Below are 22,037 nucleotides of genomic sequence, written 5' to 3' on the forward strand. Positions count from 1 at the left end.
ATCGTTCACGGCTGCCAACCTCAAGGCGATCGCGCCGTCTGTTAATGGTTTTTTATGAAATAAGCAGACTGATTCATATTTAATTATTTGTTTTTACACAAAACAGGTGGTACTTGCCCTCACCGAATACAGTCACTACATTAACAACTGTACTTCCCACTCTGCTAAGGAAAACACCATGAAAGCTGCCGTAGTGACGAAAAACCATACCGTAGACATTCAGGATAAAGTGCTGCGCCCGCTGAAGCACGGCGAAGCGGCGTTGAAAATGGAGTGTTGCGGGGTGTGCCACACCGATTTGCACGTGAAAAATGGCGATTTCGGTGAGGTGCCGGGCATTACGTTGGGGCATGAGGGCATCGGCGTGGTCTCCGCCGTCGGTGAGGGTGTCACCTCGTTAAAAGTGGGTGACCGCGCCAGCGTCGCCTGGTTTTACCAGGGGTGCGGCCATTGCGAATACTGCGTCAGCGGCAACGAGACCCTGTGCCGCTCGGTGAAAAACGCCGGCTATAGCGTTGACGGCGGCATGGCGGAAGAGTGCATCGTGGTGGCGGACTACGCGGTGAAAGTGCCGGATGGGCTCGATTCTTTCGCCGCCAGCAGCATCACCTGCGCCGGCGTCACCACCTACAAGGCGGTGAAGATTTCCGATATCAAACCGGGGCAGTGGATCGCCATCTACGGCCTGGGCGGGCTGGGCAACCTGGCGCTGCAGTATGCCAAGAACGTGTTTAACGCCAAAGTGATCGCCATCGACGTCAACGACGGTCAGCTGGAGTTCGCCAAACAGATCGGCGCCGATCTGACCATCAACTCCAAAACGCAAAACGCGGAGGAGATCATTCAGCAGCAAACCGGCGGCGCTCACGCGGCGGTGGTGACGGCGGTGGCGAAAGCCGCCTTCAACTCGGCGGTGAATGCGGTGCGCGCCGGCGGTAAAGTGGTGGCCGTGGGGCTGCCTCCGGAGAGCATGGATCTGAGCATTCCGCGCCTGGTGCTGGACGGCATTCAGGTGGTGGGTTCGCTGGTGGGCACGCGCGAAGATCTGAAGGAGGCGTTCCAGTTCGCCGCCGAAGGCAAGGTGACGCCGAAAGTGACCAAGCGGCCGCTGGGGGATATCAACGCCATCTTCGACGAGATGAAGGCGGGCACCATTCGCGGTCGCATGGTGATCGATCTCGGCATGGCGAAGTAGGCCACGCGAAAAAAGAAGGCCACCTGCGGGTGGCCTTCTTGTCATTACGCCGGATTCAGAACAGGCCCAGCGGCTTGGCGTCGTAGCTGACCAGCAGGTTTTTCACCTGTTGATAGTGCGACAGCGCCGCCTTGTGGGTTTCGCGTCCGATGCCGGAGTTCTTGTAGCCGCCGAACGCGGCGTGCGCCGGGTACAGGTGGTAGCAGTTGGTCCACACGCGGCCGGCCTTGATCGCGCGGCCCATGCGGTAAGCGCGGTTGATGTCGCGGGTCCACAGCCCGGCGCCCAGCCCAAACTCGGTGTCGTTGGCCAGCGCCAGGGCTTCGGCCTCATCCTTGAAGGTGGTGACGCCAATCACCGGCCCGAAGATCTCCTCGCGGAAGAAACGCATGCTGTTGTTGCCGGTAATCAGCGTCGGCTGCAGGTAGAAACCGTTTTGCACTTCGTCGCCGCGCTGGGCGGGCTCGCCGCCCACAACGATTTTGCCCCCCTCGTTTTTAGCGATCTCGATATAGGACAGGATCTTGTCGTACTGCTGTTTTGACGCCTGGGCGCCGATCATGGTCTCGGTGTCGAAGGGATCGCCCTGGCGGATGGTAGCGATACGCGCCAGCACTTTCTCCATAAACTGCGGGTAGATGGATTCCTGGATCAGCGCGCGTGAAGGGCAGGTGCACACCTCCCCCTGGTTGAAGAAGCCCAGCACCAGCCCCTCAACCGCTTTGTCGATAAACTCCGGTTCCGCCTGCATGATGTCTTCAAAATAAATGTTCGGCGATTTTCCGCCCAGCTCGACGGTGCTGGGGATGATGTTCTCCGCCGCACAGGCGAGGATGTGGCGGCCGACCGGCGTGGAGCCGGTGAAGGCGATTTTTTCGATGCGTTTGCTGCGCGCCAGCGCTTCGCCGGCCTCGGCGCCGAAACCTTGTACCACGTTGAGCACGCCCGGCGGCAGCAGATCGCCGATCTCTTCCATCAGCACGCTGATGCCGAGCGGCGTTTGTTCCGCCGGTTTCAGCACCACGCAGTTACCGCCTGCCAGCGCCGGCGCCAGTTTCCAGGCGGCCATCAGCAGCGGGAAGTTCCACGGAATGATCTGGCCGACCACGCCCAGCGGTTCATAGATATGGTAGGCCACGGTGTTCTGGTCGATCTCCGCCGCGGTGCCTTCCTGCGCGCGCAGGCAACCGGCAAAGTAACGGAAATGGTCGACCGCCAACGGCAGATCGGCATTCAGGGTTTCGCGGATCGGTTTGCCGTTGTCCCAGGTTTCGGTCAGCGCCAGCATCTCCAGCCGCGATTCGATGCGATCGGCGATCGCCAGCAGCACGTTGGAACGCTCCTGCACGCTGGTTTTACCCCAGGCGTCCGCCGCCGCATGCGCCGCGTCAAGCGCCAGCTCGATGTCTTTGGCGTCGGAACGCGGGAATTCGGCGATCGGCTGGCCGGTCACCGGCGAGGTGTTGGTGAAGTAGTTGCCGGATACCGGTTCGACGAATTTGCCGCCAATGTAGTTGCCATAGCGTTTGCGGAACGAAACCAGCGAGCCAGGCAAACCGGGGTGGACATATTTCATGTTAAGCACCTCTCTGCAGATGAAAAGCGGCGCTATTGGGCTGCGCCTGTGAATGCGGCATGTCGCCGCAGCACAGAGAAGCACGGCGCGTGCCAGATTAGCGACAGAGGTAGCATCCGTAAAAAAAAGAACGAGTTATTAAAACCTTAAGCATTGAGAGGGCTGAGAGCTTCGGGTGGCTCCGCCGTCGCCGATGATTTTTTGTGTCCCGTATCGCAACGCCTGATACACATTTATGATACACATTTGCAACACTCGCGAACGGGGGAGAAACGCATGTTGTCTGACGACCGCTTGCCCGCAGAGGGCGCCAGCTTGCTGACCCAGCCGTTGGCGGAATCCTGGCAACGCAGCCAGGGTTATGGCTTGACGCGCACCGATCAACATATCCCGTTTATCAAAGCCGGATTGCTCGAAGAGCTGCGCAGCCGCAACGATTGGGTGCCGCAGCGGGTACAGCCGCTGATCGAGCAGCTGGGCGCGCAAATTACGCGCCAGCCCGCCATTGTGGTGATCGCCGACGCCGCCGGGCTGGTGCTGGAAACCCGTGGCAATACCGACTTTCTGCATAAGGCGTCGCGCTTTGCGCTGACGCCGGGCAACCAGTGGGGAGAAGCGGAGCGGGGCACCAACGCCATCGGCACCGCGCTGGCGCTGGGCGCGTTCTGCGAAGTGCGCGGCGACCAGCATTTTCTCAACCAAAATGCCGGATTGAACTGCACCGCCGCACCGATCTATCGGCCGGATGGCCGCATTGCCGGCATACTGGATCTCTCCGCACCCGCGCAGCGCCCGTACCGCGATGCACAGCGCCTGATCATGCAGGCGGTGCGGCATATCGAACACCGCTGGGTCAGAAGCGCGATCGCCGACCGCCACTGGACGCTGCGTCTGCACGCCGATGCCCGCTGCCTGGGCAGTGCGCAAGAGCTGCTGCTGGTGTTTCACGACGAAGTGCTGATCGCCGCCAATCGACTGGCGATGATGGAGTTCCAGCTCTCGTCGGCCTCATTCGGCTCCGTTGAGTTCACCCAGCTGTTTCCCGACCTGTTGCGACAGCCTTCCGGGGCACCGCGCCAGACGCTGGCCGGCAATCAACAGCACTATTATTCGTTGCTTGAGGCGCCGCAGCGCCGCGTCAGCGCTCTGCGTTCTGCGCCGCCGGCGGAACGGCACGACGAGCAGCATCAGAAAGCGCTGCGCATTCTCAACGCCGGCCTTTCGCTGTGCGTGACCGGCGAAACCGGCTGCGGTAAAGAGCATTTCAGCCGCCGCCTGTTTCAAGAGAGCCGCTGGCGCAACGGCAACTTCGTGGCGATCAACTGCGCGGCGCTGCCTGAGCCGCTGATCGAATCCGAACTGTTTGGCTATGCGCCGGGGGCGTTTACCGGCGCCAATCCGAAAGGCTACATCGGCAAGATCCGCGAGGCGGACGGCGGCGTGCTGTTTCTCGATGAAATCGGCGACATGCCGGCGGGCGTGCAAACGCGCCTGCTGCGGGTGTTACAGGAAAAAACGGTCACCCCGCTCGGCAGCCGCAGCGCTTATCCGGTCGAATTCGCGCTGGTCTGCGCCACGCACCACGATCTGCATCGGCAGGTGGAAGCGGGGGCGTTTCGCGAGGATTTGCTGTACCGCATACAGGAATACAGCCTGCGCATTCCGCCGCTCAGAGAGCGGGCGCAGCTGGAGGCCTTCATTTTGCAACTGTGGCGAGAGCTGGGCGGCGAGCGGCGCGACATTCGTCTGTTGCCGGAGGCGCTGGCGATGCTGGCGCGCTATCCGTGGCCCGGCAACGTGCGGCAACTGTTGAGCACGCTCAAGGTGCTGCTGGCGCTGGCGGACGATCATGCGGTGCTTACCCTGGACGATCTTCCTCAGTCCATCGCGGTGCTGGCGCCGCGGCAAGAGAACGCCGATACCGATCTGGGGGCGCTGCAGGCGGCGATCGACAGGGCGGGCGGCAATCTCAGCCGGGCGGCGAAGGCGCTCGGCGTTTCACGCAGCACGCTGTACCGCAAGCTGGGGAGGCAGAAAACGGCGGCGGAATAAGGCGGCGCGATTGAGCGGCGATAAGGCCCCGCTGCGCGGGGCCTGTTGCTCTCTCAATCCCCCAGCCCCGGCGGGTTAATCTCGGAATGGGCAATCTTCTCGTCGCTCTCCGCCCAGCGATCCAGCACCTGCAGATAGCTGCCGTTGGCGATGGCGCTGTTGAGCGAAGCCTGCACCGCGTCCACCAGGCCGTTGCCTTTCTTCAGCGTGACGGCGATGTTGGCGGTCTTCGGCCAGCCGCCGGGCACGATGCCCACCAGCCGGGTTTTGCCGGTCAGCCGCGCCTGATAAGCGCCGGAAACGTTGGGCCCGAAGGTGGCGTCGGCGCGGCCGGACTGAATAGCCAGCGTGGAGGCGGCCTTGTCGGTGACATACACCGGCTGCAGCGGCGCGAGCCCCTTGGCGCGGTTCTCTTTGTCCCAGGCCAGCAGCACCGCTTCCTGATTGGTGCCGGAGTCGACGATGATCTTTTTACCGGCGATATCCGGCGCGGTTTTGATCTGGGTGATTTTACTGTCGGATTTGACGTAGAAACCCAGCGTATCCTGCCGATAGGTGGCGAAATCGAATTTGGTCTTGCGTTCGTTGGTCACGGTGATGTTGTAAACCGCGGCGTCATATTTGCCGGAGGCTACCCCCAGCGGCCAGTCTTCCCACGAGGTGGGCACCAGCCTGAGTTTCAACCCCAAACCGTCGGCCACCAGGCGCGCAATGTCCGCCTCGCTGCCAATCACCGTTTTATTGTCGCGAGCGTACAGGCCGAACGGCGGGCCGCTGCCCAGCAGAGAAATGGCGACCGTCAGCGTGCCGGGTTCCACGAACCGGAAGCCGGCGGGGATTTTGGCCACGGCTTCGGCGCTTTTCACCGTGTGGATCGGCGTTTCGTTGGCGACGAGATCCACGCCTGGTGCGGCGGCGGCGGAAAAACTCAGCAGCGCCGCAATCACTATCATCTTTTTGCTATATATCATTATGTTAATTACCTTCATTATTATGGGTGTCACACGGTCGTTGCACTATCTCTAAAGGCGGCAGATCTGTGAACGAACAAAATCAACTAACCAATCTTGGAAAAATCATGAGGCGCCTCTGGCGGCGCTGAATCGATCGAGGATGCACCATGTCGTCGCGTTTCGCTACGTTGGGCCGCATACCGCGCGGCGTGTGGGTATTGGGTGGCGTGAGCCTGCTGATGGACGTTTCCTCGGAGATGATCCATAGCCTGTTGCCGCTGTTTATGGCGACGACGCTCGGTGCCAGCGTGATCGTCATCGGGTTGATCGAAGGGCTGGCGGAGGCGACGGCGTTGATCGTCAAGGTGTTCTCCGGCGTGCTCAGCGATTACCTCGGCAAACGCAAGGGGCTGGCGCTGCTGGGCTACGGGCTGGGCGCCATCAGCAAACCGTTTTTCGCCATCGCGTCGTCGTCCGGCATGGTGATGAGCGCGCGCCTGCTGGATCGCGTGGGCAAAGGCATCCGTGGGGCGCCGCGCGATGCCCTGGTGGCCGACGTGACGCCGCCGGAGATCCGCGGTGCGGCTTTCGGGCTGCGCCAGTCACTGGATACCGTCGGCGCCTTTTTAGGGCCGCTGCTGGCCGTCGGCCTGATGCTGCTGTGGCACAACGATTTTCGTGCCATCTTCTGGGTGGCGGCGATCCCGGCGGCGCTGGCGATTGCGCTGCTGTTTTTCGGCCTGAAAGAGCCGGCCGCCGCGATAACCCACAAGCGCACCAACCCGATTACCCGCGCCAACCTGCGGCTGCTGGGGCGCAGCTATTGGTGGGTGGTGAGCATCGGCGCGATCTTCACGTTGGCGCGTTTCAGTGAAGCGTTCCTGGTGTTGAAGGCGCAGCAGGGCGGCACGCCGCTGGCGCTGATCCCGCTGGTGATGGTCGCCATGAATCTGGTCTACGCCTGCTCGGCCTATCCGTTCGGTAAATTGTCCGACCGCATGAGCCATGAAGGATTGCTGAAAGCCGGGCTGCTGGTGCTGATCGCCGCCGACCTGGTATTGGCGCTGAGCGATCATTGGGCGGGCGTGCTGTTTGGCGTGGCGCTGTGGGGCGTGCACATGGGCATGACGCAGGGACTGTTGGCGGCGATGGTGGCGCACACTGCGCCGGCGCACCTGCGCGGCACCGCGTTCGGCATGTTCAATCTGATCGGTGGCGTGGCATTGCTGCTGGCGAGTCTCGGGGCCGGAACCCTGTGGGAGCTGTTCGGTTCCGCCTCCACCTTTTACGCCGGGGCGATCATCTGCGTGGTGACGCTGGTCGGCATGAAGCTGGCACCGTTCGGCGAACGGCGGCCGTGAAAGCGGCGGCGTTCAACGCCGCCGCGCGGTTTACGCCGGATGGGCGTCATTCTCGTTGCCGCCAATCGCCAGGTAATCCGTGTAGATTTGCGGCGCGCCGGAGAACGACGCCAGTGTTTTCCACTCGTCGTACATGCGTTCGGTGTCCTGATGCTCGGCCACGAACCTGATCGCTTGCTCGGTTGAAACATCGAGCTCCGGATGGAACGCGTTGAGCGACGCCAGACTTTCAATGATCAGCATCACCGCGTATTGGTCCAGCCGGTTGCCGCTCTGGCCCTTCAGCAGGTGAAACTTCCAGCCCGGGTAGTCTTCCACGCGGTGGATGTTGTCGGTAATGAACCGTTCAAACTGCTCGGGCGAGACGCCCGCTTTAAGCGCCAGGTTATGAATGCCGATGACACGCTGAATGCTTTCCTTCCCTGGTTCGCTGCGGTAATTGGGGCCGGGCGGCAATGAACTGTGGCTATTCTCGGCCACCAGACGGTAACAGGTGTAAAGGGTCGGCAGTTCGGCGAAGGTCGCGAAGGTTTTCCACTCCTCAATCAGCGCGGCGGCCTCCGGACGCTGCCGCCAAAAGGCGTGCGCCTCGTCGGTCAGCTCGCCGTTGCCGTCGATATAGCGCGCGTAGGTGGCGGCGTCTTTAGCCTGATAAACCATCAGGTACTGATTTTCACGCTCGCCGCGCAGGCCGCGCAGCAGCGTCCATCGCCAGCCGGGATAGGCCGGGATGGCGACGCCTTTATGGCGAACGAACGCTTCGAAACGATCCGAGGCGACGCCCCGTTTCAGGTTGATTCCCACGTAGTGCAGGGAGAAAACCGGCGTGGTTGATGCATGCATTAAACGATCCTCGCAAGTTAAGTTAGTGAGATGTGTTCGTCACGGCTTTGGCGCTGATGCTGACCAGCAACAGGCACAGCAACGTGCAGCCGAACGCCAGGGCCAGGCTGGTGTAATTGGCGATAAAACCGATCAGCGCCGGGCCGGTTAATAAGCCGAGATAGCCGACCAGCGTCACGGCCGGAAACGCCTGGCCGGGCGGCACCTGTTTTTGATTGCCGACGGCGTTGAACAGAATGGGAACGATGTTGGCGATGCCCAGGCCGGCGAGCATCAACCCGCCAAAGGCGGCCGATGCCAGAGGGACGGTGACGGTCAACAGCACGCCTGCCGCGGCGCACAGGCTGCCGAGCAGCAGAGTGCGGAAGCGCCCGACGGCGCCGATCAGCCTGTCGCCATACAGCCGCCCGCAGGCCACGGCGACGGCGTACAGCGTGAACCCGATCCCCGCCTGCGATTTGGCCACGCCGCGCTCGGCATGCAGGAATAATGCCGACCAGTCGAGCATCGCCCCCTCGGTCAGGAACACGAAGAAACAGAGCAGGGCGATAAACAGGATCTTGCCGTGGGCCAGCGCCCACCGCGCGCCGCCCCGTCGCCGCTCGCCGATGCCGCCGTGCGCCAGTAAATCGCCGGCGACGATCAGCAGCAGGATCGCGATGAGGAGGGCGATCAGGCCGATGGCCTGGGCCGGGGCGAGGCCCGCCAGCAGCAACAGACTGACGCCGCCGGCGCCGGCAATGCCGCCAAGGCTGTAGAAGCCATGAAAACCGGACATTTTCGCCTGGCCGCTCTCCCGCTCGACGATTATCGCCTGTGAGTTCATCGCCACATCCATGATGCCGTTGACGGCGCCAAATACCCCCAATGCCGCCCCCATCAACAGCGGCTCATCGAGTAACGCCAACAGCGGCAAGTCGATGCACAGCAAGGCGCCAGCGCCCAGCAACACGGCGCGGCACCCCAGTTTGGCGATCAGATAACCGGCGAAGGGCATGATCGCCATGGAGCCGGCGGCGAGGCAAAACAGCAGCAAACCGAGCGCGCCGTCATCGATGCCCAATCGCGCTTTCACGAAAGGGATCAACGGCGCCCAGGCGGCCATGCCCAACCCGGCGAGGAAGAAGATCGCTCGGGTGGCGATTTGCCGGCGATGATTCTCTGCGGCCTCGCCGGTTAGCCAAGGCAGCATCATGACGATCGGCTCTGTGCGACGGACAGATAATCGGTATAAATCTGCGGTGAACCGGAAAATGACGCCAGTTGCTTCCACTCTTCATACATTTGCTTGGTGTCGCGATGCGCTTTGGCGAAGGTTGCCGCTTCGGCGGTGGCGATATCGGGCTCCGGATAGAACACGTCCAGCGCCGCCAGGCTGACGATTTCCATCATCACCGCGTACTGGTCGAGCCGATTGCCGCGCTCTCCCTTCAGCAAGTGAAACTTCCAGCCCGGATAATCCTCAATGCGATGGTGATTTTCGGCGATAAAGCGTTCGAATTGCGCCGGGGTCACGCCTTCGCGCAGCGCCAGATTGTGGATGCCGATAATGCGCGCCTCGGGCGGTTCGCCCGGCCGTTCCCGGTAGCGCGGGCCGGGCGGCACGTCGCTTTTTCTGTTCTCAGCCAGCAGGCGATAATCGCTGAACAGCGTCGGTAGCAGGCTGTAGGTGCCCAGTTTTCGCCACTCGGCGAGGATTTCCTGCGCGGCGGCATGCCGCCGCCAGAATTCGTGCGCGTGCGCCGTTCGCTGCCCGGAGGCGGTGACGTAACGATCGCGCTGCTCGGCGCTGTCAATCTCGTACAGCATCAGGTATTGCCCGACGCGTTCGCCGCGCAGGCCGCGCAGCAACGTCCAGCGCCAGCCGGGATAACAGGGGATATGCACACCTTGTTCGCGCACGAAGGTTTCAAACTGTTGTGGCGTGACGCCGGCTTCGGTATCGATGCCGATGTAATAGAAGCTGAATACCGGTTTGGGATCGGAGACTATCGTCGTCATCTTTCACTCCTGATTGGCGAATGCGGCGGAAAATTGGGTATTGATAATGGCTTCGACCAGCGTGACGCCGATGGGCGTGAGCGTAACGCACGGGCCATCGACGGTGACCAGCGCTTTATCCACCAGGGTTTTCAACGTGCGGCGGATGACCGGGTTGGCAAACAGGCTGTTGCCGTCAAAGCGCCGTTTAAACACCCGATCGTCCACCGGCAGCAAGGTGGAGAGCGCCATTTTGAAGGCGTTCACTTCACGCTGGATCGGGGAGAAGCCGCGGCTTTCCTCGATGGGCAGGCGGTCTTGGTTGAGCGCTTCCTTGTACTTCTTGTAGCCGGTGATGTTGATGGCTTCGGATCGCGTCGATTTGGAGCTGCCGCCCAAACCGATCGCCACTTCCGGATACTGCTTGTCGAGATCGGTGATGAGCGCTTTCCACTTTTCCGGCTGTTGATCATTGCGGTGAAAGTACATGGTGGGGTGTTCGGTATAGCCGCCATTCAGGTAGTTCTCGACCAGCTCGCGCATTTGGTACTGTTTGCCCAGCCCAGGGAAGCGCAGGTTGTTGATGCTGATCAGCCCCTTTTTCTGCCACAGGCTTTCGCGCTCGCCCGAGACGCCGGTGCGATTTTTAATAAACTCATCCATGTGCAGCTTGGTGCAGACGACGTGCGACAGATTCAGTTCGAGGGTTTTTTCCATGTCGTATTTCACGTCGTCCACGCTTTGGCCCAGCATGCCGTAAATGAGATCCACGCTGACCCAATCAATGCCGAGCGCGCGCGCGTGATGAATGGTCTCCACGCACTCTTCGGCCGAGTGCATGCGCCCGCAGGCGGTGATGATGTCGTCATTGAAGGATTGGGTGCCGAAACTGATTTTGCTGAAGCCGAGCTCTTTCAGCAGCGCCAGATAGGCTTTGTTCAGGGTGCCGGGCTCCCCTTCGAAGCGCAGGGTGGCGTTGGCGAAGTTAAAGTGGCTGAAGTAGAAGGCCATCATGCGGCGCAGTTCCGGCTCCGGCAGCAAGGACGGCGTGCCGCCAAAGACGTTGAATTCGCCGATCTCCACTTCGGCCAGGCTGGGCACGCGCGCCAGCCACATTTGCGCCTCCTTGATGTTGAAATCGACCAAATCGCGAAATACCGCCTGAGAGGCGGGCGCCTTGGGATTGAGGATCACCGTGGGGTACTGACAAAAATGGCAGCGATAGCGGCAGGTCGGGATATAGGCCCAGAGGTGGATTTTGCCCGCCTGGCGAATGTCGGCCTCCATATCGGCAAAAAACGCGGCCAGCGGGTAATCGACGAGATCGCCGGGGAACACGTGACAGCCGAACGGATCCTTATGGACATACTCCAGAAAGGCCCGGTTTTCCGGTTGCGCCAGGAACGCGTTCACCCGCGGCGTGGGATAGCTTTCATCGATATCCAGCAATGAGTGCAAGGCTTCGTCGTTCATCAGAATACCCCTCCGTTGCCGAAATAGTTGTGGGCTTCGCCGGACTCGCGGTCTTCACAGAAGTAATAAACAAAGCGGGTGAAATCCTCGTCTTTGACCGTATCGAAGCAGGCCGGCAATGCGGGCGGGAAGCCGATATCGTCACCGACGGCGCGCCGCATGGCGGCAAACAGCGCATCGCGAAATTCGAGGTAGAGCCGATAGGCGGGAGTTTTGTAGGCATGGATCGGTTTGAAATCGATGATGCGCATCTCGTGTTTCAGTTCGTGAATGCGGCGGTAGAGGCTGTCGGCCAGCGAACCGGAGAAGAAATCGCGCACTTCGCTGTTTTCCAACAGCAGATACGGATTGAGCAGCACCGGCAGTAAGATATTCTTTGGCGTGTAGTCCTTGACCGAGTAGTCCCAGGCCAGTTTCGCCTCCGCCGGTGTGGCGTCCGCCAGCGCGGTTTTCTGCCGCTCAACGTCCGGCCGGACGTCCTTCATGATAATGATGCCGTCCTTGCCGTAGGCGATGCCGTTGATCACCTCATCGAGAATGGTGTCCACCCGGCGGCTGTTGATCTCAACGTAAGCATGGCGAGCGTAAACCGGCTTGCCGCCGTAGGCGATGACCTTAATGCCGAAGTCCCAGTCGTCGGACAGGTGTTCGACAAAGCGGCCATGGTTGAGCTGGTAGAAGATTTCGATGCCGCCTACCGCGTCATACAGGCTGCGCTCCACCCCGAACCCTTTGCCGTCGGGGAAGCCGCCGAACAGGGAGAACGAAAATTCGCGCAGACGCAGCGTTTTTTGGATCTCGCGGAACAGGTTGGGGCGGTGCTCAAACTCTGCGGGAGGGTAGTAATAGTTGCAGGTGCCCAGGTCGCCTTGTTGCTCGATCATGGTATTCACCAGCTCGTAAAGCCAAAATGCATCCACGGTGCAATCGGCATCGGCGGAAACGATATAGTGCTTGCGTTTATTTCCCAGCCGGCTGTCGCGGGCTTTAGAACGCAGCGACGCATAGTCCATGCCGCGTTTTCTGGCCGAGGAGACTCCCTGCACCGTTTCGGCGATAACATGAATGGCCATAGCCGGATGCCTTTCACTAAACGCGTTTATTTTAGCGACGGAATCATCGGTGGAGTTGTTATCAACGACAATCAGTTCGTAAGTGTCGTGGGTGATTAATTCATTCTTGGTGTGCTGATTGAACAACGAAAGTAAAACCGCCTCAATACGGTCGCTTTCATTATAAACGGGCAGTACGACAGACACAAAAACAGTATCACGCATAGATCCTCCAAAGGCTAATGAAAGTCCACAGTTAGAAATGGCTTGTCTGAAAATGAAATGTCACGTCATTCGATGATTAGCTGATATTTAAGAACTCCATGATGTTGTTGGATAAAATCCGCTTGCCCAGCGCGTAATTCTTTTCCGCCACGCGCTTCATCTTCTCCTTGTTATTAATGAACCGGTAGACTTCCTGGATGAATTCGTCGTTCGGCGGCCCATCCTGTAACTCGGAGATCGGCATGACGGGCGCTTCAAATCCATGCCGGCCGTAGACTTCGTGATAATATTCATAGCGAGTGGTGATATAGCAACGGCGGCAACTGATCGCTTCACCGATAGGATTGCCATAGCTATCATAATCATACGAGGTGAGAAAAGAGACCAGGTCGCAAGAGTGATAGAGGTCCTCTATGCAAAACGCGTCGTTTTCCGAGCGCATATCGACATGGGGAAGCATACCGACGAATTTGACATAGGGGAGAACATTCAGTTCCTGCGCCAATTTGGCGAGTTGCAGATAACATGACGGATTTTCATATTCATTGCCGGCGATCGCCAAATAGGCGCGTCGAGTGTTGTGGTCGCGGATAAATAAATCGTTAAGCCGGCTGATCAGCATAATATCGCGATCCAATCTTTTCTGAGGGATGATGCGGGTGGTTCTGGCAATGAGAAGATCATTGTCGCGAATATTCATCTGCTTTCTGACATTCGTTCTTTCGTGACTGTCCGAGAAGTCATAGGTATTTTTCTTTACCTCGACATGGACATCATGATTGCACCAGGCCTCCAGCTTTTGCTTCAGATCGTGATTGAGCGTGACATAGGTAATGTATTTTGAAGGGATAGGTTTGATGGCGTGAGAATAAGGTGGCGGGCCGTATTTGAGCACCCTTTTCTCGCTGTTCCACATCAGGTCATGATCGCGCCAGATGACGAAACGCGTCAGTCGATAACGTCGGCCATAATCTTCGATCGCCAGATACAGCGCTTTGGTATAGATGATGTTTTCCGGCAGCGTGCCGTTTTCCACCACCACATGGCTGACTGCGAGCGCTTCCCATTGGGCTATGAGGCGCTCCGCCAGCTGCCGCGCCGTCAACGCGATGGTATGCAACAAAGCGGCTTTTTCTTGCTCGTCAATGGGCGTTTTCTGGCCGATCAACGCCGCGTGCGCGTAGTCGAGAAAGGCGGGGTGGTAATCTGGAATCGACGTGATGTCGTCCAGGCGGACCAGCGTAAAGACATCGCGGTAGATGTCATGCTCATGCTGATAGGGTTTATTAAAGTTTCCCTTATCAATCTTGATGTCGTATCCCAGATCAAGATAAGAGCGAAATCCACAGGCTTGCAGTCGTTTGGCAATCTTCATTGCTTCCACCGTGATCCCCGAGACCGAGACGGCATCGAACGAAATGAACATTGCATTCTTCTCTTGCCTTTCGTGCATCGCAGTACCTCCTGCTATTATTTGTAGTGCATTGATTTAAATTAACTATTTCTTAACAAGTCTCCGGTAACGTTCCCAATTGAGTGGAAAAAGAATCGTTTTGACGCTCTGGAATACACTCAAATCTGACAGAACGGAAGCTTAACCGTTCAAAAATGTAAAGATACGTTTATGCTTTGTGAGGGCTCTCACAAATATTCCGGTGCGGGAGGCGTGAAACAGGCAGAGGAAAAGAGGGGGTATCAAGCCCCCCGAATGTGAGGCATGCGATGCCGATTTAACGATTCGCCATGCCGCCTTCGGCAGGCTGAAGTATCGCCTGCAGCAGCGTCGGCACCTGCTGGGACTCCACCGCCGGGCTGAACAGAAAACCCTGGCCGATATGGAAACCGGCTTCGCACAGCGTTTGGCGCTGCTGCTCGGTTTCCACGCCTTCGGCGATGATATCGATCGACAGCTTTTGACCGAGAATGCCGATGCTTTCCACGATCGCCAGGATCGCCGGTTCGGTGTTCATGCGTTGAATAAAGTCGCAGTCCAGCTTAATGCAGTCCAGCGGGTAATCCATGATATGGCTGAATGAGGAGTGGCCGGTGCCAAAGTCGTCCAGCGCGATGCGGATACCCATCTCTTTGAGCATTTGCAGCGCGCGCAGTACGTATTTCGAACCGTGCTTGTTGAACGCGTGTTCGGTCACTTCCAGTTCGATCAGGTGATGGGGAATGCGGAACTTCAGCAGACGTTGCAGGAAGGTTTCGGCGTAGTTGTCGCGTAAAAACTCGATCGGCGACACATTCAGCGAAATAGGCCGTACCGCCACGCCGGCCGCGCGCCAGCGGGCGATATCGGCGAAGACTTTCAGCTGCATGGCTTCGCTGATCTTGGTTGCCAATTCGTAGTCGTTAAACGCCTCGCTTACCGTCGCCGGCAGCTGTACGCCGTTTTGCGGGCAATGCCAGCGCAGCAGCGCTTCAAAACCGACGATGCTGCCGTCGATCAGGCAGACTTTCGGTTGGTAGCTGGGGCGGATGCAGTTGTCGCGCACGATCTGGCGCGCGTAGTTGAGCTGGCTGGCGCGGGCGCGGGCTTTGTCCATCATCTTGCTGTCGAACATGTAGACGCCGCCGCGGCCGCCTTCTTTCAGTTCATACAGCGCGGTGTCGGCGCATTTCATCAGCTCTGACGCATCGCGGGCATCTTTGGGATAGATGGCGCCACCGATGCTCATGCCGCAATGCAAGGTCTTGCCGCCGTGGGTGATCGGCGTCTCCAGCTGCAGCAGAAACTTGTTGGCGATGCGGAAAATATCCTGCTCGTTTTCGACATCGCTGATCACCACGGCGAACTCGTCGCCGCCGAGGCGGGAGACGAACGAATGTGCATTCATGCAGGCGCTGAGCCTTTTACCCAAGATCCGCAGCAGATGGTCGCCCGCCGCGTGGCCCAGCGTGTCGTTCACCAGCTTGAAGTGGTCAAGATCCAGCAGCATCAGCCCAAGCGACTTGTTGCCATGCAGGGCGCGCTTCATCTCTTGCTTCAGCTTTTTCTTGAATAAGCGCCGGTTGGGCAGGCCGGTCAATTCGTCATATTCGCTGGCGAGCAACAGACGTTGTTCCATCACGCGTTGCGACGTCACGTCGCGCGAAACGCACAAGATCTCGGCCACGGCGCCGTGTTCATCGCTGACCGGTGTGAGAATGTTGTCCCAGTGCTGTTTTTTACCCTGCGGCGTCACGCTCAATCCGGTGAAGCGCGCATTTTTTCCGGCTCTGACGTTGCGCAGCGCCTTGCTGCCGCGGCGACGGATCTCGGGGGACAGCAGCCCCAGCCAGGGCATGCCAAACTCTTTTTGCGCCGGATCAAGACCGAGCGCCAGGCTGCCGGAGCGATTCATGTGGCGCAGCGTGCCGTCGTGATTGATCACTTTGATGCAGTCGACGCTGGCGTCCAGCATGTCTTGCTGGATAGAGAGCGCCTGAACGTTTTGCTGGCGTTGCAGCATTTGCGGATGGATGTCGGTGGCGGTGAGGTACCAGCTAGGCTCCTGCGCCATGCCGTCCTGGCGGGCGTTAAACGCCAGCATAAACCACCGGTAGGCGCCGCTGCGCTCGCGCAGACGGGCTTCGCCGGCGAACGAGGAGAGGGCAACGATCGCCTGGCGCCATTGCGCGGCCAGGCGATCGCGATCGTCGGGATGCAGTGCATCGAGCCAGTCTGTGGCGGCGTGCTCACCGGCGATAGCGCCGGTATAGTCGCGCCACTGCTTATTGAAGTAACCGCCAAGGCGGTTGCCGAAGCAAATCAGACCCGGCAAGTCGTCTACGATTTCGCTATAGAGATCAATCGGATTTTTGTTATTACTCTGCTTGGGCAACAGGGTCATGCGGTATTTCCTCGGAAAATTACCCATATTCTTGCTCTATAGCAGAGCCTCTTTCAATATAGTCATTGCCAATGAAAATGGGAATAGCCAGCGGGCGCGGCTAAGAACCAGCCTGGTAGCATGAAATAGATTACGCAAGAACGCATTAGGAATACTCCTGTTATTTATAAGCCCCTCTTATATTGCATCGAAAAATAAGTGCTCCGACCACGATGTTTTACTGTCTGAAAAAGTAATCAATATTGATGTTTCAATGTGGCGAAATGTTTAGCTGCCATGCTGTTGTTGCGCTCGGCATTTTGCTTGCGCTATGCACCAATACTGAAGAAATCCTCGCTTATGGCGGTGATGCTCACCATTTCATGCACGTTTTAACAGGCGCCAAAGCACGGCTCCCGGGCGATGACGAGAAAAGTGATGATATAAATCAAGAAATGTTTTGTTTCATCTGTTGACACTTTGCTGACGTGTGAGATAGCCTCGCGAATGATAATCATTAGCAAAACTGGATGGTGTCGCAAATGCATTCACGTAATGATCCCCAGGTAGCGGTTCGGATGACAGGCAACGTTCATAACACGAGACCACGTCTGCTGTGGTCTCTGGCAACGAGACAATGTATCGAACGGCCGCTGTCATCAGGCCTCTTGGGCGGCATCTTCACTTAGCCTCAACCAGCAGATCTCAGTATTAAGCCATGGGCGGATCAAGGCGGTCTATTATTTCCACGCATTTTTCGCGGATATATCGCGATCTCACGGAGTTGCATACGTTCTCAATCATGGGTAAGGAGGCTTCGGGCAGTTAAAATTAAATTTACTCTCTGGGTGTAAAGGAATTGGCAAAAAGAATGGGGCGTATCGGGTTACCGCTATTCTCAGGACTTTGATTAACCCCAAGAGACATTTCGGATGTCATATTAATACTAGCTTCTTTGTGGAGAACGCTATGGGTAATACCATGAATGGAAACAAAACAGGTTGGGACAGTGTTAACGATCTTATTCACTACCATGAGCGCGGAAATGGTTTGACGATCAATAATAAACCGTCCTATGACATAAATGATGCGGGGTTGCAGATAGCGCGCAGCGATAAAACCTGGAATGGCGTTCACGTCACGGGCAAAGATGCGACGGTGACCTATTCATTCCCGGATTGGGAATATAACGAACTGAACCTGGGCCACCGCTCCTCAGAACGCGATACGGGGCTAAGTGCGTTCACGCAACATCAACAAGAACAGGCGAAGTTATCTTTGCAATCCTGGGCCGATGTTGCCAACCTAAAGTTTGTCGAAGTGGCATCGGATCAACCTTCCAATATTACTTTTGGGAATTATGAGGGGAAAGGGCAAGCGTATGCCTTGAAACCATTCTCATATAATGGCAATGACTACAGAGGATACAATTCTGATGGGCAAAGTTGGTATAATATAAAGAACCATTCTGAAAACTTGCATCCTGAGCTGGGTAATTACGGCCGTTTAACCATTACCCACGAAGTTGGCCATACTCTCGGGTTAGATCATCCGGGAACGTATAATGCGGGGCAAGGAAGCCCAAATTATACCAAGGCAGTTTACGCCGAAGATACCCGGCAGTTTAGCGTAATGAGTTACTGGAATGAATCCATTACCGATGCGGATCATGGCCACTACTATGCCGCTGCACCGCTGGTTGATGATATCGCGGCCATCCAACATCTTTACGGTGCCAACATGACCACCCGAACCGGCGACACCGTTTACGGGTTTAATTCAAATACAGACCGAGACTTCTATACACTCAAGGGCAGCCACGACAAGCTGGTGATGTCTGTCTGGGATGCAGGTGGTAATGATACCCTTGATTTCTCGGGGTATAGCCAAAATCAACGCATCAACTTGAACGAAGGCGCTTTCTCCGACGTCGGGGGATTAAAAGGGAATGTTTCCATCGCTGCCGGTGTCACCATCGAAAACGCGATAGGGGGCTCAGGTAATGACATCATCGTTGGGAATCACGCAGACAATACGCTCAAAGGCGGCGCCGGCAATGATGTTATTTACGGCGGGGCTGGTCAGGATCAATTATGGGGAGGAGACGGTAATGATATTTTTGTCTTCTCTGATCTTAATGACTCGCCTGTTCAGGCACCTGATACAATTTGGGACTTTGAGTCAGGCAAGGACAAGATCGATCTGTCCTTCTTCAACCAAGGCGATAAAGGCAGTGATTTCATTCAGTTCGTCGATCATTTCAGCGGGCAGGCCGGTGAGGCGCTATTGTCCTATGATAGCCAGAACAATCTGAGTGAACTGGCCTTCAACATCCAGGGCGGTGCTAATCCAGACTTCCTGGTGCACATCGTTGGACAGGCTGACGTCGCTGTTGATTTTATCGTTTAAAATGGCAACGGTGGGCGATGATGCCCACCGTTTCACATGGGCCACCTATGTATAAATTTATTCTTGTCGGAATAATATTCTTGTTTTCAGGAGTCTCTATGGCAAGCAGCCTGGTTTTACCTTCCGCCGAAACGCTATCCGGGCAGTGGACGGTCAGTGATAAATCAAAATCTTGTGTTGTGCAGCTCAACACGGAGAGTGTGGAATCGGCTGGCGGCTATAGCCTGAAATTCTTGTCTGATTGCACGCCCGACGTATTGCCGCAAGAGCCTGCCGCATGGCGTCCCGCCCCCGATGGCATTGCGCTGTTGGACAAGGATGGGCTAACCGTACTTTTCTTCTCTCAGGAAGACGATCATTACCGTAGTCAAATCTGGGCTGAGACAGGGAAGATCTTGAAGAGAAATAACTAGCCAACAACGCCTTCTTATCCCTCGGCCTCGGCCGGCGCTTCTGAACGCGGTCATCACGTTTCACGTCGCTCCGCTCACGATTTTCTGAGATATCGTTCCCTGGTTATTCGTTGTCTTGCTGCGTTTATATTGCGTCGGGTGGACACCGGCGCAATATCAGCCGGCAACGAACAGCCGCTGCTGCCAGTGCAACAGTTGTGTCAGCGTGATTGGCGCAGCGGCAGCAATGGCCGCGCGATTTTCCAACGCAATCTCCCGCGCGCGTTGCAACGGCTCGGCGCTGAGGCGTTGCAAGTTTTGTTGCAGCGCCTGTTGCGTTTGCTCCAGCTCACCAACGCTAACGTGCGTCAGCTCATGATGCATCTGCTGCAAGAATTCGTCGGTTAACTGCCGCAGCTGTTCCGCGGTGAACGTCGGGGATTGCAGCGCGAACAGCAGGCCTTCGGCATGGGTGCAGCGGTGGAAGGCACATTGCACCACGTAGCCCACGTTGCGTTCCACGCGCAGCCGCTGAAAATAGCGCGGCGCGTAAAGCCGGGCCAGCACGCACAGCGCCCAGCGGCCTTCGGCTTCATCGCTTTGCAGCGGGTAAAACTGCAGCAAGGCGTGTTCGGCGCCGCTTTCCGTCAGCGTGACAGGAGGAGGTAAACGCGGCGGCGTTTGCGGCTCAGCCGTTATGGCGTAGGGGAAGTCATACAGCAAATGTGACAGCCGCCGTTTTAACTCGCCATCGCCGCCGACCAGGGTGGCATGCCAGTGTGACGCAGTTGCCGTAGAGACGTTCAACGCCGCCGGCAATTGGGCTAACAGGCGGCGAATGGCGATATCGTTTTGTTGTTTTAACTGCGCGTGGCGCAGGTTTCTCGCCGCCTCGTTGATGACGGCCGGCGGCTGCGTCGCCAGAGCCCGGTTCACGACGTTCAGACCGTGGCAGATCAGCCCGTGGCTGCCCGCCAGCTGCAGCAGCCACACACCCTGGTGGCGTTCGACGCTTAAATGTCCCTCCCGATGCGCTAACTCGGCCGCTCCGGGGCGCAATGCCGCCTGCAAACCACAGGCCTGTTCTTCGCTGAGTGCGCCATGCGACGATGGGCGCAGCAACAGCACCGGCTGCGCCTCGCCGGAACGTAGATGCTGCAGCGGCGCCTGGCCGGCCGGCAAGGGCGGTATCGGCAGCGCCGCCGAAGCGGAGAAAAAGCGGAAAGGCTCCGCTGTAGGCGTCAGCGCGGCGCCGACGAAGGGGCCGAGGGGCAGCGGTAGCCCTTGGATTTCGCGCGTTTCACCGCCCCCCTCGGGCAGCACGGCCAGGCGGCGGCGCGGCGCTGCCATCAGCATAGCGAGTTGCCGCGTCCAGTCGTCATGCTGTTCCGTCGGCGGCAGCCCAAATGCCCTGGCCCGCAGCTGATCGAGCGGCGCCAAACGGTGAAAATCGCGGTTCGCCAGTTGCCCGAAATGCTCGAGCTGGCCCGGTGTCAGCGCGTTCAGCGCCTGCAGCCATGCCAGCAAGGCGCTTTCGATATGGGCGGCCTCAGACGCCGAGCCGTGATTGACGGTGAAAATAAAACTCAGCAGGGCGCTGTTTTCGCCGCAGCGGGCATAATCCAGACGAACGGCGTCGCCCCACGCGTGCGCGCGCAGCCGTGCCAGCAGCCCGCCAGGGGCATCGTCCAGCAATAAACGCTCAAGCCGTCGCAGCCAGCCGCGTGAACGGGAGTGTGGCAGGGCAAACACCAGCCGCAGCTGCGGCGCGCCGGGAAGAGACAGCGTGTAATCTTGTCCGGCGGCCAGCGGCGGCAATGTCTCGGGCGGCGTGGCGCTGCCCGACGGCAAGCCGCCACCGTAGCGCTGTGCCAGCGCATGCAGCTGCTCGAGCGATTGCGGGCCTTGCAGCCACAGCGTCATGTTCGGTGCGCGGTAATAATGGTGGTGAAACTGCCGCAACGCCTGCTGCAATGCGGAAATATCGCTGCCGAAAGCGGCGCGGCTGCCGATATGAAAGCGATGCAACGCGTCAAATCCGCTGAACATCTGCCGCTGCGCCGCTTCGCAGCGGGTTTCACCGTCGGCGCGCAGCAGGCGGTATTCGGCGTCGATGACCTCGATCTCCTGGGCGATTGCCCCAGCCGCCAGCTGCGGGGCGGCGAGCATATCGATCAGCCTGGCCAACCCCTCCGCCAGCTGTTCGGCGCCCACCTCAAAGAAAAACGCGGTTTGCGTAGCCTGGGTGGTGGCGTTTAACCGGCCGCCGACCGCCTGCGTCCAGCCCATCAGCCCATCTTGCGCGCTAAAGTTCGCGCTGCCGCGAAACAGCATATGCTCCAGCAGATGCGCCAGGCCGGGCCAGGCGGCAGGCGCCTGAAAGCTGCCCGCTTCGATGCACACCAGCGCGGCGGCACCCTCAGCGGCCGGGGTGCTTATCGCCCTGACGGCCAAACCGTTATCGAGCTGCCACGAAGCGGCGAGTGTCATCATCAGCCCTTGAAGATCAGTCGGGAGTTGGTCTGATTGCGAAAGCGCAGCTGATCGATGCCGATCTGCGAGTGATTCGCCGCTTCACGCGCCGCCAGAATGGTGCCGTGATGCGGCGATTTGCCGCACACCGGGTCGGCGTTGTCGGCGTTGCCGGTCAGCATGAACGCCTGGCAGCGGCAGCCGCCGTAGTCTTGCTCTTTCTCCGAACAGGACCGGCA

At 58.5% G+C, this 22,037-nt stretch carries 15 protein-coding genes and 1 pseudogene; 5 read left to right on the forward strand and 11 right to left on the reverse strand.

Translation table 11 applies throughout. The features are described 5' to 3' along the window. Positions 1–178: 178 nt before the first annotated feature. Complete coding sequence (gene adhP / locus ACJ8PN_RS07795) at positions 179–1,195, forward strand: alcohol dehydrogenase AdhP (protein WP_004928541.1); 1,017 nt, start codon at positions 179–181, stop codon at positions 1,193–1,195. Between the two features lie 55 nt (positions 1,196–1,250). Here the strand turns inward: adhP and exaC are convergent, their stop codons facing one another. After that, positions 1,251–2,771 (reverse strand): acetaldehyde dehydrogenase ExaC, encoded by a 1,521-nt coding sequence (gene exaC / locus ACJ8PN_RS07800; protein ID WP_048323427.1) that lies wholly within the window; start codon positions 2,769–2,771, stop codon positions 1,251–1,253. Positions 2,772–3,047: 276 nt separating this feature from the next. On the opposite strand from exaC, the gene ACJ8PN_RS07805 reads away from it, so the two are divergent. Next, complete coding sequence (locus ACJ8PN_RS07805; RefSeq protein WP_442534783.1) at positions 3,048–4,823, forward strand: sigma-54-dependent Fis family transcriptional regulator; 1,776 nt, start codon at positions 3,048–3,050, stop codon at positions 4,821–4,823. 53 nt (positions 4,824–4,876) lie between these two features. On the opposite strand, the gene ACJ8PN_RS07810 is transcribed toward ACJ8PN_RS07805, so the two are convergent. Further along, a complete protein-coding gene (locus tag ACJ8PN_RS07810) occupies positions 4,877–5,794 on the reverse strand; it encodes an ABC transporter substrate-binding protein (RefSeq protein ID WP_089191740.1) in 918 nt (305 codons plus the stop codon). A 149-nt stretch (positions 5,795–5,943) separates the two neighbouring features. On the opposite strand from ACJ8PN_RS07810, the gene ACJ8PN_RS07815 reads away from it, so the two are divergent. Next, entirely contained in the window at positions 5,944–7,137 is a 1,194-nt protein-coding gene (locus ACJ8PN_RS07815; protein ID WP_411261888.1) for an MFS transporter, read from the forward strand. A 30-nt stretch (positions 7,138–7,167) separates the two neighbouring features. On the opposite strand, the gene ACJ8PN_RS07820 is transcribed toward ACJ8PN_RS07815, so the two are convergent. From ACJ8PN_RS07820 to ACJ8PN_RS07850, 7 genes are all read right to left on the reverse strand, one after another. After that, positions 7,168–7,980 (reverse strand): hypothetical protein, encoded by an 813-nt coding sequence (locus tag ACJ8PN_RS07820; protein ID WP_171454005.1) that lies wholly within the window; start codon positions 7,978–7,980, stop codon positions 7,168–7,170. Positions 7,981–8,002: 22 nt separating this feature from the next. Continuing rightward, positions 8,003–9,175, reverse strand: coding sequence for an MFS transporter (locus ACJ8PN_RS07825; protein ID WP_049188830.1), 1,173 nt, complete (start codon positions 9,173–9,175; stop codon positions 8,003–8,005). Next, complete coding sequence (locus ACJ8PN_RS07830; RefSeq protein WP_154870409.1) at positions 9,172–9,981, reverse strand: hypothetical protein; 810 nt, start codon at positions 9,979–9,981, stop codon at positions 9,172–9,174. The genes ACJ8PN_RS07825 and ACJ8PN_RS07830 overlap by 4 nt, the downstream gene beginning before the upstream one ends. A gap of 3 nt (positions 9,982–9,984) precedes the next feature. Beyond that, the gene (locus ACJ8PN_RS07835; RefSeq protein WP_442534784.1) at positions 9,985–11,433 is read right to left on the reverse strand and encodes a radical SAM protein; all 1,449 of its coding nucleotides are present in this window, start codon (positions 11,431–11,433) and stop codon (positions 9,985–9,987) included. Next, positions 11,433–12,710: a glycosyltransferase family 2 protein gene (locus tag ACJ8PN_RS07840; protein ID WP_442534785.1), complete on the reverse strand. Its 1,278-nt coding sequence runs from the start codon at positions 12,708–12,710 to the stop codon at positions 11,433–11,435. The genes ACJ8PN_RS07835 and ACJ8PN_RS07840 overlap by 1 nt, the downstream gene beginning before the upstream one ends. A 76-nt stretch (positions 12,711–12,786) precedes the next feature. After that, positions 12,787–14,136, reverse strand: coding sequence for a glycosyl transferase family 2 (locus tag ACJ8PN_RS07845; RefSeq protein WP_442534786.1), 1,350 nt, complete (start codon positions 14,134–14,136; stop codon positions 12,787–12,789). 304 nt (positions 14,137–14,440) lie between these two features. Then, on the reverse strand, positions 14,441–16,546 hold the full coding sequence (locus tag ACJ8PN_RS07850) for a putative bifunctional diguanylate cyclase/phosphodiesterase (RefSeq protein ID WP_442534787.1): 2,106 nt from the start codon (positions 16,544–16,546) through the stop codon (positions 14,441–14,443). Positions 16,547–17,494: 948 nt separating this feature from the next. On the opposite strand from ACJ8PN_RS07850, the gene ACJ8PN_RS07855 reads away from it, so the two are divergent. Both ACJ8PN_RS07855 and ACJ8PN_RS07860 read left to right on the forward strand, forming a co-directional pair. Further along, the gene (locus tag ACJ8PN_RS07855; protein WP_021504590.1) at positions 17,495–18,934 is read left to right on the forward strand and encodes a serralysin family metalloprotease; all 1,440 of its coding nucleotides are present in this window, start codon (positions 17,495–17,497) and stop codon (positions 18,932–18,934) included. Between the two features lie 98 nt (positions 18,935–19,032). Further along, on the forward strand, positions 19,033–19,347 hold the full coding sequence (locus ACJ8PN_RS07860; protein ID WP_099982542.1) for an AprI/Inh family metalloprotease inhibitor: 315 nt from the start codon (positions 19,033–19,035) through the stop codon (positions 19,345–19,347). A 156-nt stretch (positions 19,348–19,503) separates the two neighbouring features. On the opposite strand, the gene pqqF is transcribed toward ACJ8PN_RS07860, so the two are convergent. Continuing rightward, entirely contained in the window at positions 19,504–21,816 is a 2,313-nt protein-coding gene (pqqF, locus tag ACJ8PN_RS07865) for a pyrroloquinoline quinone biosynthesis protein PqqF (protein ID WP_442534788.1), read from the reverse strand. Positions 21,817–21,818: 2 nt separating this feature from the next. Continuing rightward, positions 21,819–22,037 (reverse strand): annotated as a pseudogene (locus tag ACJ8PN_RS07870) (pyrroloquinoline quinone biosynthesis protein PqqE); the annotation flags it as partial.

It is taken from the genome of Serratia sp. CY76391 (genome assembly GCF_052166695.1).
Lineage (GTDB): Bacteria > Pseudomonadota > Gammaproteobacteria > Enterobacterales > Enterobacteriaceae > Serratia > Serratia nematodiphila.

Bases quoted from the DNA above. Each gene is read 5' to 3' on its own strand.
- ACJ8PN_RS07825 (WP_049188830.1), bottom strand. From the start codon at position 9,175: ATGATGCTGCCTTGGCTAACCGGCGAGGCCGCAGAGAATCATCGCCGG.
- adhP (WP_004928541.1), top strand. From the start codon at position 179: ATGAAAGCTGCCGTAGTGACGAAAAACCATACCGTAGACATTCAGGAT.
- ACJ8PN_RS07860 (WP_099982542.1), top strand. From the start codon at position 19,033: ATGGCAAGCAGCCTGGTTTTACCTTCCGCCGAAACGCTATCCGGGCAG.
- ACJ8PN_RS07850 (WP_442534787.1), bottom strand. From the start codon at position 16,546: ATGACCCTGTTGCCCAAGCAGAGTAATAACAAAAATCCGATTGATCTC.
- ACJ8PN_RS07845 (WP_442534786.1), bottom strand. From the start codon at position 14,136: ATGTTCATTTCGTTCGATGCCGTCTCGGTCTCGGGGATCACGGTGGAA.
- exaC (WP_048323427.1), bottom strand. From the start codon at position 2,771: ATGAAATATGTCCACCCCGGTTTGCCTGGCTCGCTGGTTTCGTTCCGC.
- ACJ8PN_RS07835 (WP_442534784.1), bottom strand. From the start codon at position 11,433: ATGAACGACGAAGCCTTGCACTCATTGCTGGATATCGATGAAAGCTAT.
- ACJ8PN_RS07830 (WP_154870409.1), bottom strand. From the start codon at position 9,981: ATGACGACGATAGTCTCCGATCCCAAACCGGTATTCAGCTTCTATTAC.
- ACJ8PN_RS07805 (WP_442534783.1), top strand. From the start codon at position 3,048: ATGTTGTCTGACGACCGCTTGCCCGCAGAGGGCGCCAGCTTGCTGACC.
- ACJ8PN_RS07855 (WP_021504590.1), top strand. From the start codon at position 17,495: ATGGGTAATACCATGAATGGAAACAAAACAGGTTGGGACAGTGTTAAC.
- ACJ8PN_RS07840 (WP_442534785.1), bottom strand. From the start codon at position 12,710: ATGCGTGATACTGTTTTTGTGTCTGTCGTACTGCCCGTTTATAATGAA.
- ACJ8PN_RS07815 (WP_411261888.1), top strand. From the start codon at position 5,944: ATGTCGTCGCGTTTCGCTACGTTGGGCCGCATACCGCGCGGCGTGTGG.
- ACJ8PN_RS07810 (WP_089191740.1), bottom strand. From the start codon at position 5,794: ATGATATATAGCAAAAAGATGATAGTGATTGCGGCGCTGCTGAGTTTT.
- pqqF (WP_442534788.1), bottom strand. From the start codon at position 21,816: ATGACACTCGCCGCTTCGTGGCAGCTCGATAACGGTTTGGCCGTCAGG.
- ACJ8PN_RS07820 (WP_171454005.1), bottom strand. From the start codon at position 7,980: ATGCATGCATCAACCACGCCGGTTTTCTCCCTGCACTACGTGGGAATC.